The organism is Polaribacter atrinae (assembly GCF_038023995.1).
GTDB classification, from domain to species: Bacteria; Bacteroidota; Bacteroidia; order Flavobacteriales; family Flavobacteriaceae; genus Polaribacter; species Polaribacter atrinae.
On record NZ_CP150660.1, the window covers coordinates 1,715,558 to 1,731,564 of the forward strand.

A 16,007-nucleotide genomic window follows, 5' to 3' on the forward strand; every position below is an offset into this window, starting at 1 on the left:
TTATTTTAATTAAAGGAATATCTTACCCCAACTTGTAACCTCCAAGGTGTACCATTAATAGGCTCTGTTCCTGCACCCGTTTGCACATTATACTGATAACTACTTGTTGCTTGATCAAAACCATTGATATTCATAAAATCTCTATTTCCAAAATTATGACTACGCCCCCATTCTTTATTTAATAAATTCATAAAATTAAAAACATCTGCAGAAAGCTCTAAAGAATGTTTATCATTTGGTAAATTAAACTTTTTCTGAAGACGAAGGTCTACGGTTGCACTAAAAGGATTTTTCCCTCCATTTCTTTCTGCAAAACTACCAAAGCTTTCTTTTAAATACTCTTTAAATCCTTCTGATGTTTCTGGATCATTTAAAACCTCGTTATAACTATCTTTAATGTATTGTGGCGTATTTGCATCACTTGGATCAAAAATATATGCAATTTCATTACTCAAGTTAAAATCTCCATTTGCACTTCTTCCTCCTCCAGATTTTAGAGAATATCTTGTACCACCAGTACCTACAATTGTTGCTCCTAAGGTAAACCCTTTCCAAGTAGGGCTTGCTCCATTTACTACAATTTTAGTATCAAAATGGTTGTCTGAATACCCATAATTTAAATCTCTTGGATCTCCTGAAACAGGAAGAAATGTAGACGTATTTGCAACACAACAATTGTATGATGAGTTGTCTTTTGATTGATTTACCGTAAAACTTGCGTTTACATAACCATCTTCTCCTATTTTAGCAGAGCCTTCTACCACTAACGCTAAGTTATCTAAAACTCCATCAGAATTTAAAACCAATGTTCTACCTACTAAATCAGAAACTCTAGATTTTGTCCAATCTGCACGACCATTCTCTGCAATAGTATTTGCCGGCACAAAAACCTCTCTACCTTGTGGCGTTACAAAATAAGGTTCTGCAACTAAATTGGTTTCTTGATATACGTAGTTGTTTTTAGTGTGACTATAAACCGCATTAACCCCTAAACTATACCTATCTCCAAAAAAGTGCGTGTAATTTATATTTGCTTTATAGATGGTAGGTACTTCAAAATCTGGACTCACAGCATTTATTGTTGAAAACGGAGTAACTCCCGCTGGTACACCTGGTACAGTACTTGGATCATTTCTATAGCCAATAAAATCTGGAGTAGGAACATCGGTTCCAGTAACATCAATAGCACCTAATAAAGTTCCACTATTTTGAATGTTATTTACCTGTGCATAATAATGTGGTTGCGATGTAAATACACCACCACCAATTTTTAAAATATCAGTATCATTTCCTTTGATATTCCAAGTTAATTGAAATCTAGGTTGAATGTTATCAAAATCTTCTGGTTTTTCATCTGTACGAATTCCTAATTCTTGATATACCAAAGGATTAAACTCTGCTGCATCTACAAATGCAGTTGCATCATAACGTATACCACCCGCAAAGTTTAAATTAGGATTTATATCAAATTCTACCTGACCAAAGAAAGACAAATCTAAAACAGTTTGTTTTACTAAAGTAGACCCTTGCAAAGGAACTTCACGAGCATATCTGGATGGGTTTAAATTATCAAAATCATCTAAAGAATCAAAGAAAAAACGACCATTTTGCTCATTAGATAACTGAGTTTCTAAAGAAGTAATCAAATTATCTGTTCCTAAAGTAAAGTTAAATTTCCCAACATTAAGATAAGTTGTATTAGACAGCTGTATTTGATTTTCTAAATTCGTTTCTGGCGTATAGCGTTGCCCTCCTAATTGTATGCTTTTACTACTAGTATTACCATTAGGCAATACAGAGGCTACTTGTACAATGGCTCTGGGAATATTTTGTGATGGCAATTCTGAATTTGGGCTAAAAATACGTTCTGCACGTTGATATTGCACTTTAAACTCATTAGTTACGCTAGGTGAAAAATTAGAACGTAAAGAAAGAAACATACTATTTTCATGAGACACAAAATCTGAATAAGATTCGGCTACTTCTATATTAGAATTGTCACTAACACTAAAAGGGTTATCCCATTTATTATAAAGGTTTCTAAATGTTAGCCTATGCTTATCGTTAATTTGCCAATCTAATCTTAAAAACAAGTTATTTGCTTCAGTAACTCTATCAAACTGCCCTATTTGTTTTGAATTACTTAAGCCATATTTATCTCTACCAATTTGTAAAAAACGGTTTAAACTACTTTCTGAAATCCCCAAACGATTGGCATCATCATCATTTTGAATATTTGCAATAAACTGAGGATCTCCTGCATCTTGTCTTTCGTACACTAAGAAAAAATGTAATTTATCTTTAATTAAAGGTCCTCCAATACTTAACCCAGATTGAGAGTTATAAAAATCAGCATCTCTTTCTTGCCCTTGAATAGTATACTGACTTTGAAGGTTGTCTGCTCTGTGGTAAAAAAAAGCACTTCCTTCAAACTCATTGGTTCCAGATTTTGTAACAGAAGTAATAGAACCACCTCCTTGGCGCCCTTGTGTTACATCGTAATCATTTGTAGAAACCTCAAACTCTCTAATTGCTTCTTGAGAAATCGTATAAGGTCCTTTACCAACTTCACCTGCTGTAAGTGTATTTCTAAAGTTAACTCCATCTATAGTAACATTTGTAGACGTTCTTCTTTGTCCTCCTAAATTAAGACTTCCCGCTCCTTGTAACGGAGATAAACTTGTAAGTCTGGTAAAATTTCTTCCTTCGGATGGTAAATTTTTAATTTGTCCTGCTGCAATTTTTGTAGAAGCCCCCATTTGCTGAATCCGTTTTACAATACTATTCGAGGAGACAATAATTTCACCTAAAGAAGTTGCCGATTCTTGTAAAAGAAAATCAATAGTTATAACATCACTTAAATTTAAGGTAAATCCTTTACGAACCACATCTTGAAAACCAAGATATTTAGCTGTTACATTATAAGGACCTCCTAAAGGTAATTGCTGAATTTTATAACCTCCAGATTCATTTGTTGTAGTTCCTGAAGAGAATCCTGTTGAAATGTTTTTAACAATAATTGTAGCCCCCATTAAAGGCTCTCCGCTACTGTCTGTTATAATACCCCTTATAGAAGCATTGGTTGCTTGCCCAAAAGATTGATGAGTACTTAAAAAGAATAAACCAAAAGCAATCATCAAACAAATGGTTACACGAATTTTTACTACTGATAATTTCATAAGTTAAGTTAGTTTTAATATGTGCCAAAACTAAACTTGAAGACCCGGTTACTAATGTTAAATATTAACATTGATATAGATTTAATCTTAATTTAAACCTTTCTTAATATTCAAAATTGAATCAAAATGATTATCATTAGGCATAAGACTTTTAAAAACCTCATACCAAACAAAGGAAACAGCAACTAGCAATCTTATTACTTTTCCTTTAAATTGATTTTTAAATGTTGATAAAAGATATTGGTATTCCATTATTTTTAAATAACAAACCTTTAATTTTACCGTTCGTTTAAAACGAACAATCTCATTACAAAAAAAGCCCTTTTATGTACTTAATTTTTGATACTGAAACTACCGGTTTACCAAAAAGTTGGAATGCACCTATTACAGATACAGACAACTGGCCTAGATGTATACAAATTGCATGGCAATTGCATGATGAAATGGGTAATGTATTAGAACACAACGATTTTCTAATAAAACCAGACAACTTTAACATTCCTTACGATGCAGAAAGAATTCACGGAATTTCTACAGAATTAGCAGCAGAACAAGGTATTACCTTAGAAGAATGTTTAACAAAGTTTAATGATGTTTTAAATAAAACAAAATTTATTGTTGGTCAGAATTTAAATTTCGACCTTAATATTATGGGATGTGAGTTCCATAGATTAGGTGTAGAAAACAAAATGCTTTCGTTACCTGTTTTAGATACTTGTACAGAGAAAACGGCTACCATGTGTCAGATTCCTGGTGGTCGTGGAGGAAAATTTAAATTACCAACCTTAACAGAATTACACAATCATTTATTTGGTGTTGGTTTTGGTGAAGCGCATAATGCAACTGCCGATGTTGAGGCTACCACACGTTGTTTTTTAGAGTTAATTCGTTTAAGAGAATTTACCAAAGAACAATTAGATGTTGATGATGATTATTTTAAAAATTTCTCGGAAGCAAACCCAAAACCTATTCAGGTAATTGGTTTAAAACACATCAACCTAAAGAGAGAGAGTGATTTAATTCGCCAACGTTTAGAGAAGTTAAAAGGTACTTCAGAAACCAAATCTACATCAGATGGTTTAGCAGAATTAGAAAACGTACAATTTTCGCACTTACACAATCACACACAATACTCTGTTTTACAATCTACCATGCAATTGGGTAATATTGTAAACGCTGCGGCAAAAGACAATATGCCTGCGGTTGCTATGACAGATACTGCAAATATGATGGGCGCTTTTCACTTCGTAAACGCTGTTTTAAATCATAATAAAAACGCAGAAACTCCAATGAAACCAATTATTGGTTGTGAGTTTAATATTTGTGAAGATCATAAAAACAAATCGCAAAAAGACAACGGATATCAAGTTGTTTTATTAGCAAAAAATAAAAACGGGTATCACAATTTAGCAAAAATGTCTTCTGCTGCCTTTGTAGACGGTTTTTATTACGTACCAAGAATTGATAAAGAACTTGTAGAAAAATACAAAGAAGATATTATTGTTTTAACGGGTAATTTATATGGAGAAGTACCTAGTAAAATTTTAAATCTTGGAGAAAAACAAGCTGAAGATGCCCTAATTTGGTGGAAAGAACAATTTAAAGACGATTTATATATTGAGTTGATGCGTCATGATCAACAAGATGAAAAGATTGTAAATGAAACTTTATTAAAGTTTTCTAAAAAGCACGATGTTAAAATTGTTGCCACCAACAATACGTTTTACTTAGAACAGAAAGATGCTAATGCACATGATATTTTATTATGTGTAAAAGATGGCGAAAAACAATCTACACCTATTGGTAAAGGTCGTGGTTATAGATACGGATTGCCTAATGACCAGTATTATTTTAAGTCTACCGACGAAATGAAAAAGTTGTTTGCAGACATCCCAGAAGCCATTAGTAACATTCAAGAAATTGTAGACAAAGTAGAAATATTTACACTTGCAAGAGACGTTTTATTACCAGCCTTTAATATTGGTGATGAATTTAAAGACCCGGAAGACGAAAAAGATAACGGAAAACGTGGAGAGAATAACTTTCTAAAACACTTAACTTTTGAGGGGGCTAAAAAACGATACGGAGAAATTACAGAATCAATAAAAGAACGTTTAGATTTTGAACTAGAAGTTATTGAAAAAACAGGATATCCTGGGTATTTCTTAATTGTAGAAGATTTTATTAGGGCAGCCAGAAAAATGGATGTTGCCGTTGGTCCTGGACGTGGTTCTGCAGCAGGTTCTGTAGTTGCTTATTGTCTTTGGATTACAAATATCGACCCTATTAAATACGATTTACTTTTTGAGCGTTTCTTAAATCCAGAACGTGTATCGATGCCCGATATTGATATTGATTTTGATGATGAAGGGCGTGGTAGAGTAATGGATTATGTAATTGATAAATATGGAGCAAACCAAGTTGCACAGATTATTACATACGGAACCATGGCTGCAAAATCTTCTATTAGAGATACTGCCAGAGTTTTAGATTTACCTCTATTTGAAGCCGATAGAATTGCAAAATTAATTCCTGGAATTAAGTTAAAAAACATCTTTGGTGAAGATGCAAAAAGTAAAGGTAAAGTTGATGGTTTACGTGCAGAAGAAAAACAATTAGTAGAAGAACTTAAACAAATGTCTTACGGAAACGATTTGGTTTCCGAAACGATAAACAAAGCCACTATTTTAGAAGGTTCTGTTAGAAATACCGGTATTCATGCCTGTGGTGTAATTATTACACCTGGTGATATTACCAATTATGTACCGGTGGCTTTGGCAAAAGATTCCGATATGTATGTGACCCAATTTGATAACTCTGTTGTAGAAGATGCAGGTTTATTAAAAATGGATTTCTTGGGATTAAAAACGTTGACTTTAATTAAAGACACCGTTAAAATTGTAAAAGCAAGACACAATATTCTACTAGATCCAGAAACATTTCCTTTAGATGATGTAAAAACATACGAGCTTTTCCAGAAAGGAGAAACGGTAGGTATTTTTCAATATGAATCTCCAGGAATGCAAAAACACATGCGTTCTTTAAAACCGACAGTTTTTGCCGATTTAATTGCCATGAATGCCTTGTACAGACCTGGTCCTATGGAATACATTCCGTCTTTTATTAATAGAAAGCACGGTACAGAAGATATTGAGTATGATTTACCTGCCATGGAAGAATACTTGGCAGAAACCTACGGAATTACAGTCTATCAAGAGCAAGTAATGCTACTCTCGCAAAAGTTAGCAGACTTTACCAAAGGCGAAGCCGATGTTTTACGTAAAGCGATGGGTAAAAAGCAAATTGCGGTGCTAGATAAAATGAAACCAAAATTTGTAGAACAAGCAGCTGCAAAAGGTCACGATCCAGAAAAATTAGAAAAAATTTGGAAAGATTGGGAAGCCTTTGCAAGTTACGCTTTTAACAAATCTCACTCTACATGTTATGCATGGATCGCCTATCAAACAGCGTATTTAAAAGCACATTACCCTGCAGAATATATGGCTTCTGTACTTTCTAATAACATGAAAGATATTAAAGCTGTTTCGTTCTTTATGGAAGAATGTAAACGAATGGAATTGCAAGTTTTTGGTCCAGATTTAAATGAATCCTATTTAAAATTCTCTGTTAACCAAGAAGGTGCAGTTCGTTTTGGAATGGCAGCTGTAAAAGGTGTTGGTGCAGGAGCCGTTAGAGCCATCATTAAGGAAAGAGAAGAAAACGGACCTTACAATTCTATTTTTGACCTTGCCAAACGTGTAGATTTAAGATCTGCTAATAAAAAATCTTTTGATAGTTTAATTAAAGCAGGTGCCTTTGATTCTTTTACAGACACACATAGAGCGCAATATTTTGCCACAGATGAAAAAGGAATGACCTTTTTAGAGCGTGCCATGAAGTTTGGAAGTAAATATCAAGAAAACGAAAACTCTGCTCAGGTTTCTATGTTTGGAGAAGCTTCTACCGTTCAGTTTCCAGAACCAGATATTCCGCAGTGTGAAACTTGGGGAACGATGGAGCTATTACAACAAGAAAAAGAAGTAATTGGTATTTATATTTCTGCACATCCTTTAGATGATTTTAAAAACGAAATAAAATTTTGCAACGCTTCTTTAAAATACTTTAAAGCAGATTTAGCAAAATTTGTAAACATGAATTTAGCTTTTGCTGGTATTGTTACAGACGTACAACACCGAGTTTCTAAAGCGGGTAAAGGTTGGGCTATGTTTACGGTTGAAGATTATGGAGACAGTAATGAATTTAGAATTTTTGGGGAAGATTATCTAAGAATGCAACATTTTTTAGTTCCTAATCAGTTCTTATTTATTCGTACTACCGTGCAACCTGGTTGGACAAATAAAGAAACAGGCGTTGTTGGAGAACCAAGATTAAAGTTTTTAGAAATGAAATTGTTACATGATATTATGGATGAACTCTGTAAAAAGGTAACCATTCAACTTCCTTTAAATGAAATTAAAGAAGATTCTATTTTAAACTTAGAATCCATTTTAAAGAAAACACCTGGTAAACAAAATTTAAATTTCACTATTTGGGATGAGAAAGAAAAACTAGAAATTAGTTTACCAAGTAGAAATACAAAGGTTCACATAACCAATGAGTTATTAGCCAATCTAGACAAACAACAAATTACCTATAAATTAAACTAAAATGAATTCTATAACCATTGCAAGAATTATTCATGTACTCGCTGTTGTTTTGTGGATTGGAGGTGTAGCAATGGTTACCACTGTAATTATTCCTGCTGTAAAAAAAATGAAGTCTAAAAAAGACAAGCTAAGTACCTTTGAAAACATTGAAGGTAGATTTGCAATACAAGCAAAAATTACAACTTTAATTACTGCAATTTCTGGCTTTTATATGATGTATGAATTAAATGCTTGGGAACGTTATTTAGATTATCGTTTCTGGTGGATTCATGCAATGACAATTGTTTGGATTATTTTTATGTTAGTTTTATATGTTTTAGAACCTTTGGTTTTACACAAACTTTTCAAAAAATATGCAAATGAAAATCCTGAGAAAACATTTAACATTGTTCACAAAGCACATTGGGTATTATTAATTATTAGTTTAATTACAATTCTAGGAGCAGTTGCAGGAAGTCATGGTCTGTTTTTCATTACTTAAACCCTAAATTCATTCTTAATTATAGAATAAAACAAAAATAGGCATGATAAAAACATATTAATGCTTAATTTTGTTTAATCTTTTAAAAAATACATGAAACAAAATAAAAATGGTATCTGGACAAGTTGGAACGAGAACCTAACCTACAAATACGAATCTCTTTATAAAATTACCTCAGAACAAGAATTACAAGAAATTGTAAAAAAATCAGAAAAAATACGTGTTTTTGGTAATAAACAATCTTCTGCAGATATTGCTTCTGGAGCTGCAACCTTAATTGATATTAGAACTTATAACAAGATTCTTTCTTTTAATGATGCTGACCTTACAATTACGGTGCAATCTGGTGTAATCTTAGGAGATTTGTTAGAAGCTATAGAAGAAAAAGGCTGGTGTATCCCTTGCTTGCCAGACATTAACACCATTACAATTGGTGGTGCTTTAGCAACAGGAACACACGGAACTAGCGGAAAATTATTATCTGAATATATTAAAAGTTGTAAACTTATTTTAGCTGATGGATCTCTAAAAGAGGTTTCGGACAAAGATGAATTAATAGACGCAGTACGAGTTTCTCTAGGGGTTTTAGGAGTACTCTCTGAAATTACTTTTAAATGTGAACCGATTTATACTTTACACATAAAGGAAGGTCCTGAAGACGACAAAGTTTGGTTACCAAAAATTGAAAAACGTTTAAAAAAGCATGATTTTTTAAGAATTTTATGGCTTCCTCATACTGATAAAGGGTATGTAATAACCGGAGATAAAATTGCCCCAAATACAGAGATAAAAGAAGATTTAGGTCCTAAATACTTAAAACATAGAAGAACTGCTTCTAAAATATTATATAAATACACACACGTTTTTCCTTGGATAACAGCCATTGCCAACAAACTTTTATACAGAGGTTTTTTTAGTTCTACAAAAGAACACAAAGGCTCTTTATACCAAGCTACTGTTACAAAATCTAGAGGTTCTACTTTAGAATTAGCAGAATGGACTATTGGTTTAGATATATTTCCAACAGTATTTGAAGAACTAAAAACAGAAATTAATAAATGGAGTAACAAATCGTTTATTCACATTCCTATGGATATTCGTTTTGTATATAAAGACCAATCTTGGTTAAGCTACGCTTACAAAAAAGATACCGTTACAATGGGGTGTGTTTCTAGAAATGCTGCAACTGCAGACACCTATGAAGCTTTTAAAAGTATTGAAAAAATATTTATAAAACACGGAGGGAAACCGCATTGGGCAAAACGCTTTATCGCTAAAGATGCAGAACTTTCTAAAGTTTATGAAAAGTGGGACGATTTTAAATTGTTAAGGAAAAAACTTGACCCAACCAACAAGTTCTTAAACCCCTATTTAACAGAAATATTCAACGAAAAAACAACCAATTAATGTTATTACCTAAAGGATTTTTATTTGATTTTGATGGCGTAATTGTAGATAGTTTTGAAAGCCATTATTCTGCATGGACTTCTGCTTTTAAAGAATTATTTGATAAAGATATTACTTCGTTTCCTAAAACTCATGCAGGCAAATCTCCTATGATTATTGCAGAATACTTTTGTAGTGTTATTGGCGAAGAAAAACGCACGAAAGAGTTATTCCTTTTAAAGGATGAACACATAAAAACGCATTTTAAAGTTCCCACTTTATTACCTGGAGTTAGAGAGTTTACAAGTCTTTTATCCGAAGAAAAAATACCTTACGGAATTGCAAGTAACGCTACTAAACTGTTTTTAAAAAACAGCATCCATCATTTAAACTTAAACTTCCCTACGGTTTTTGGGGTACAAGATTATGTAAAACCAAAGCCTGCACCAGAAGCATATATCTTACTTGCCGAAACATTGGGTTTTAAAGAAAGTGATTTTAAAGATATTTGGGTTTTTGAAGATAGCTTAACAGGTACAAAAGCAGCAAAAGCAGCAGGAATGGTTGCTATTGGAATTACAACACAATATACCGCAGAAGAGCTAAAAGAAGCAGGAAGTGTTTTAGCTTTTCCTACCTTATTGGAAGCTTATCAGTATTTAATAAATTAATATTTTTAGAACTTTCAATACTTCACAAGAGTAACAATTTTTGAAAGTTCTACGTACAGTTTGTCGTTTCGACTAGAAAGAGGAGTCTCATAAAAACAATAAGTTTTGTATGATTATTGTTATGTGACTTCTCATGACTTCGAAGTGACAATTTTTATAGTTTATCGATATTTCCCTAAAAAAAACTAAGCAGTAACTTCTCTAAAGAGTGTTTCTAAGTTTTTATTCTGAGTATTAAGGCTAAGAATTTTTAAACCGTTTTCTTGGGCAAAATCAAATATTTTAGAACGCATATCTTCTTCACTTTCAAAAGTGATAAACCAAGTATTGTCGTAATTGTTTTTATAAGAAACTACGTTTTCTAATCTTTTTACAAACTGCTCTTCAATTTTATAATCAAAAGTAACTTCTATTACTTGTTGATTACCTTCTTTAAGTTCTGTTAGTTTTTTATCAATTAAAAGTTTTCCTTTTTTAATGATAATCACTCGATCGCAAACTGCTTCTACCTCTTGCATAATATGCGTAGAAAACAACACTGTTTTTTCTTTTCCTAATTCTTTAATCAACGCTCTAATTTCTACCAGTTGATTAGGATCTAAACCTGTAGTTGGTTCATCTAAGATCAATACTTTTGGGTTGTGTAAAATAGCAGCCGCTAAACCAACTCTTTGCTGATATCCTTTAGATAGTTGATTGATTTTTTTATGAGCTTCAGAGGTTAATCCTACTTTTTCGATACAGGCTTCTATTTGGCTTTTATCAACCTTAAAAATTGCCGCATGAAACTGTAAATATTCGCGCACAAACATATCTGCATACAATGGGTTATGCTCTGGTAAATAACCAATTATTTTTTGTACTTCTAGTGGATTTTGTAACACATCTATTTCATCCACAAAAACTTCACCTTCATTTTGTTTAATAAAACCAGTTAAAATTTTCATCATTGTAGATTTCCCAGCTCCATTAGGGCCTAAAAAACCAATTATTTGGCCTTTATCCGCAGAAAAAGAAACATTGTTTAGTGCTTTTTGCGTTTTATAAATTTTAGAAACTGAGGTTACTTTTATAGACATCTTACAAATGTAATTTGATTTAATTTAAAAACGAAAAGAATCATTTTTTAGTTTGTTACAGTACCTTTAATTTGTCTAATTTTTCTGACATTTTTCATACGAGACCAAGCTATTTTATGTCGTTTTTTATAAAACCATAAAGTTCCTAAATCTAGTAAAAAGTAAAAAAAACTAATTCCTGTTGGAGGATTATGACTTGGTAAAAAATCAAAAATTCCCCAAGCCGTAGTTGGCCACCACCAACATTGATAGGTTGTACCCACTATTTCTAAAAAAGCAACAGCTAAATACATGGTTAAATAAAACAGCCTTTCTCGAGGTTTCTTTATCAAGATTAAAAGTGTTCCTACAGTCATTACAAAACCAAAAACATCATTCCTAAAAATAAGAAATAAGGTAGCATATAGTATAATGATAACTGTTAATATTTTCTCTAATTTTTGATGATTTTTTTTAGTAAAAGTCGTTTTCATAAAAAACAAAACTCCTGCATATACCAAAGCATGCCCCATAGGGATGTAATGAGGCACGTTTTCTAATCTATAGGTATACATACCCATTGCTACAGAAAACAAATATTCTCCAAAAAAGCCTAATAAAACAGCATAAAACAACTGCTCTCTAATTCTTGGTGAAACTTTAAAACAGGTTACCGTAAAAACAATTACCATAATAATATTTGCCACCCATTGAGACTCTCCATAATTTTCGGTTACATAAACACTATCTATAAAAAGACCAATAAGTATGTAGAAAAAAAGGATGCCTAATGTTTTTATAAAGGCAGGAAAAAAGGTTTTGCTCGTTACTACACTCATTCGGCTAAAATAAAGAAAGAAAAGAAAAAGAGCTCAATAAATTGAGCTCTTTTTTAGTAAACAATGTTACTTATTTTATAGTTGATATTTTACTCTAAGGCTAATAAATCTTGGTAAAATAAAAGTTTCGTTTATTGTAAAAGCAATATTATTTGTATTTACAGATGCTCTAGAACCAGAAGCTAAAAGATTGCTTCCTACAATCTCATATTCCCATTTTGCATCTTTATTTTTTCTATACGCAAAAGAAGCGTCTAAGCTTTCAAAAGTATTTGCAACCACTCCATCTTGTTTTACTTCATTATAAGAAAAATCTGAACGAATGGTTAACGAGTTCCAAACATAGGCATCAAAACTAATAGAAGGTGCATTTGTAACTCCTTTTACAACTGCATCTCTAGAACTGTTATCTTGGTCTGATAAACTTAATCGATATCCTAAAGATACATTTGGTGCTTTGTTAAAGTTGGTACTTACACTTGCAGAGTAACTTTGAGAAAATAATTTATTAGTATTAAACTCATTATTTAAAGACTGAAATGTTTTACTGTAACCATAATTAGCGCCCAAAGATGTTTTAATTTTATTAAACGTTTTACCAACTCTTGCAGAACCTGTAAAACTTTCATTATCAAAAGGAGAGTTTAAGGAAGAACTTGTAGAAACTACAGAACCTGGTTCAAAAATTGTATTTGAGTTAATTTGATCTATTGTTTTCTTGTAATTAAGCCTAGCAAATACATTTGTGTAATTAAATAAATTAAAGCTAGAATAATTTAAGTTCACATTATGTAAATGGGCATTATCTAACTCATGATTACCATAATAAAAAGAATTATAGCTATTTGCAACAATACCTCTTGCTAGTTGGTTAACATCTGTAAAATTAACTTCTTGTTTGTAAGAAAATTGCAAAGACTCACTTTGTTTAAACTGTGCTATTATTGACAATTCTGGAAAGAATTTTTGAAATTGATCTTCAAAAATTGCTGTTTCGTATTGTGTATTTTGAACATCATAAGCGTGTACTGTAAAACCAGGAGTAAAAGTAAAAATTCCAGCTTTTAAACGATATCTTAATCCTGCATAAATATCAGAAAAACCATATTCTGTATCATTTGTAAACGATCTAGGGTCATCTTCAGGAATAGTTCCTGTTGGAGTAAACTCGCTTCCACCACCTAAAATTTGAAAAAACTTAGAATCAAAAGTTTGCTTACTTTGTATGGTACCAACTACAAAGTTTAAATTACTCTTATCATTTAAAATATTATAGTAATCTAACTTTACATCTAATTGATTCGATTTTACACGTCTATCTTGTTCTAAGTTATAAAAGAGATTACTTCTGTCTAAACCTAACTCTTCTGCAGTGTCATCAAATCCATCATTATTATCTAAATCATTATTTGAAGGATTATTTTCTAAAGAAGCTACATAAAAAGGGTCTTCATCTTGTAATAAATGTTTCGCTTCTAATGCAAATATATTTTTTTCGTTAGCTGTATAAAAATAACTAAAGTTCTGGTTAATGGTATAAGGTGTAGATTTTTCATCTTCTGTAATTATACCTAAAACATTAGATTCTACTCCATCTGTTCTAAACTCATTAGAAAAACGACCAATTACATCATAATTAAATTGCTTTCTAGCATTTTGTTTATAATTAGCACTTAGTTTCACCAAACCAGTATTACTTGTTTGGTCTGTTATACTCTCGGTATACTCATTTGGTGTAAGAGAATCTACATAATCTGTAGTTACATTATTTTGTTGCCCGTTGCTATTACTAGAAAATATTAAGAATCCGCTTAAATCTAGTTTTGTAGTTGGAGAATAACTAAAATTCATAGCCGTTAATTTGGTTTCTATTCTATTAGCATTTCTAGCATTTGCTGTTAGAAAACCAATACCTGCACTTGCCAAACTTAAGTTTGTTCCGTTAGATGGACTTTGGCTCCTAAAACCACCACTAAAACTTCTAATATCTCCTCTATCTAAAACAACTTCTCCCATATTATTAACATCCCCAATAACATTAATAGTATATTTTGGTGAGTAATAAAATAATTTTGGTTGTAATAAATACAACGTTTCATCTGGTGCATTTCCTGCTCCAGCAGTTATATCTCCAAACCAGAAATTCTTTTTCCCTTCTTTTAACTTAATATTTATGGCAACTCTATCTTGATTGTTTTGTACACCACTAAGTTGACTAACATCTGCATAATTTCTTAAAACTTCTATTTTATCTAATGCATTAGATGGTATGTTTTTAGTGGCTAATTTTGTATCGCCATCAAAGAAATCTTTACCATCGATCATTATTTTTTCTACAGTTTTGCCTTCTACCTCAATTTCACCATCATCATTTATTTCTACACCAGGCAATTTTTTTAGTACATCTTCTAATTTCCTTTCACTACCATTCTGAAAAGAATCTGCATTGTACACAATTGTATCTCCTTTTACGGTAACCGGCATTTTAGAAACAATATTTATACCGTCTAATGCATTGTCAAAAGCTAACATTACATTTGTAACAATATCTGCTGACTTGGTTTCTAATGTAAAATCTGCAGATTGCATACCTACATAACTTATTTTTAATAATACAGTAATGTTCTTTTCTACATTTAATTTATAGAAACCTTTTTCATCTGTAAATCCGTAAGACGCTATTTTATTAGTAACCTTATCTATAGCTAAAACATTTGCCATTTCTAGAGGTTCACCAATACTATCTTTAACAATACCTGTTAATTTTACTTGGGCATGCGCAACAACTGTAACCATAAAAATGGCTAAGAATATTATTTTCTTCATTAGTTAAAATTGAATTCTAATTATTTTATTTTTTTAAGAACGTCCGCCTCCACGATTACCACCTCTACCTCTATTTTGAAAGTTTTGTCTTAATTCTTCCATCTTTTTAGTTACAGTTTCTGAATACTTTTCTCTCGTTATTTTTTTCCCTTTTGATGGTGCTTCTATTGCCTCTTTTTCTGAAGGATTTAAAACAATTTCTGTACATAAAATAGTGGTAGTTCCTTCATTTATTTCTAAAATTAAACCAGGTAACCCCCAGTATTCTCCAGGACCACTACTTACAGGTATCTGTGGTGTATACCATGCAGTTACCAATACTTGTTTTACTTCTTTTACCTCATCTTTTTTATCTTCTGTGTCCTCTCCTCCTCTTGGTCTTCTAAAATTAGAAAAATCTAAAGGGTTTGCATCTTTAAGTAAAGTTGCTTTATAACATAGGTAGCTACCAATTTGTTTTGTTTCTGCACCTAACTCCCATTGTAACTGTTCCATATTATCAGAAACTAAAAACTTTTTACCAAAAAACTCGGTAGCTTCTAAGGCTACTTTATCTTTAGTATTTTTATATTTTGTTCCTCCACTAGAAAAACCTCCAAACCTCGGACCTCTTCCACCACCACCTGTTGTTGGTGCTTCTAACTTTGCATCTTCTTTATAAAGAGATGAGCTTTTATCAAAATTTAAAATAAAGGTTTTTTCTAATTGAGATTTCATTCTTTCTTGAAGCTGTTTTTTTCTTGCTTCAGAAAGTTGTTCTCCACCTCGTGCAAAGTTGTCTAAGTTTACAGAGGTTTTAGACATATAAATAGCCTTCCCTTGAAAATCTTGTTGTCCAAAAGTAATAATTGATACAAGTGTAAAAATGAATGTAAATAATGATTTCATGTGTTTTAGTTT

The 16,007-nt window shown here is 31.8% G+C and carries 9 protein-coding genes; 4 read left to right on the plus strand and 5 right to left on the minus strand.

Annotation, left to right across the window (positions count from 1 at the left end):
- Positions 1–5: 5 nt before the first annotated feature.
- Positions 6–3,179, minus strand: a complete 3,174-nt coding sequence (locus WG945_RS07575; protein WP_068448784.1) for a TonB-dependent receptor — start codon at positions 3,177–3,179, stop codon at positions 6–8.
- Positions 3,180–3,505: 326 nt separating this feature from the next.
- On the opposite strand from WG945_RS07575, the gene dnaE reads away from it, so the two are divergent.
- The 4 genes from dnaE (at position 3,506) to WG945_RS07595 (ending at position 10,384) form a co-directional block, all read left to right on the plus strand.
- Complete coding sequence (gene dnaE, locus WG945_RS07580) at positions 3,506–7,846, plus strand: DNA polymerase III subunit alpha (protein ID WP_068448785.1); 4,341 nt, start codon at positions 3,506–3,508, stop codon at positions 7,844–7,846.
- Between the two features lies 1 nt (position 7,847).
- Complete coding sequence (locus WG945_RS07585) at positions 7,848–8,327, plus strand: hypothetical protein (RefSeq protein ID WP_068448786.1); 480 nt, start codon at positions 7,848–7,850, stop codon at positions 8,325–8,327.
- A 93-nt stretch (positions 8,328–8,420) separates the two neighbouring features.
- Positions 8,421–9,734, plus strand: a complete 1,314-nt coding sequence (locus tag WG945_RS07590; RefSeq protein ID WP_068448787.1) for a D-arabinono-1,4-lactone oxidase — start codon at positions 8,421–8,423, stop codon at positions 9,732–9,734.
- Complete coding sequence (locus WG945_RS07595) at positions 9,734–10,384, plus strand: HAD family hydrolase (RefSeq protein ID WP_068448789.1); 651 nt, start codon at positions 9,734–9,736, stop codon at positions 10,382–10,384. Before WG945_RS07590 ends, WG945_RS07595 begins: the two co-directional genes overlap by 1 nt.
- A 185-nt stretch (positions 10,385–10,569) precedes the next feature.
- On the opposite strand, the gene gldA is transcribed toward WG945_RS07595, so the two are convergent.
- The 4 genes from gldA to WG945_RS07615 form a co-directional block, all read right to left on the minus strand.
- Positions 10,570–11,463 (minus strand): gliding motility-associated ABC transporter ATP-binding subunit GldA, encoded by an 894-nt coding sequence (gene gldA / locus WG945_RS07600; protein WP_068448791.1) that lies wholly within the window; start codon positions 11,461–11,463, stop codon positions 10,570–10,572.
- A gap of 47 nt (positions 11,464–11,510) precedes the next feature.
- Positions 11,511–12,281, minus strand: a complete 771-nt coding sequence (locus WG945_RS07605; protein WP_068448793.1) for a hypothetical protein — start codon at positions 12,279–12,281, stop codon at positions 11,511–11,513.
- A gap of 75 nt (positions 12,282–12,356) precedes the next feature.
- Complete coding sequence (locus WG945_RS07610) at positions 12,357–15,107, minus strand: TonB-dependent receptor (RefSeq protein ID WP_068448796.1); 2,751 nt, start codon at positions 15,105–15,107, stop codon at positions 12,357–12,359.
- 33 nt (positions 15,108–15,140) lie between these two features.
- Positions 15,141–15,995: a GLPGLI family protein gene (locus WG945_RS07615; protein ID WP_068448798.1), complete on the minus strand. Its 855-nt coding sequence runs from the start codon at positions 15,993–15,995 to the stop codon at positions 15,141–15,143.
- Positions 15,996–16,007 lie beyond the last annotated feature (12 nt).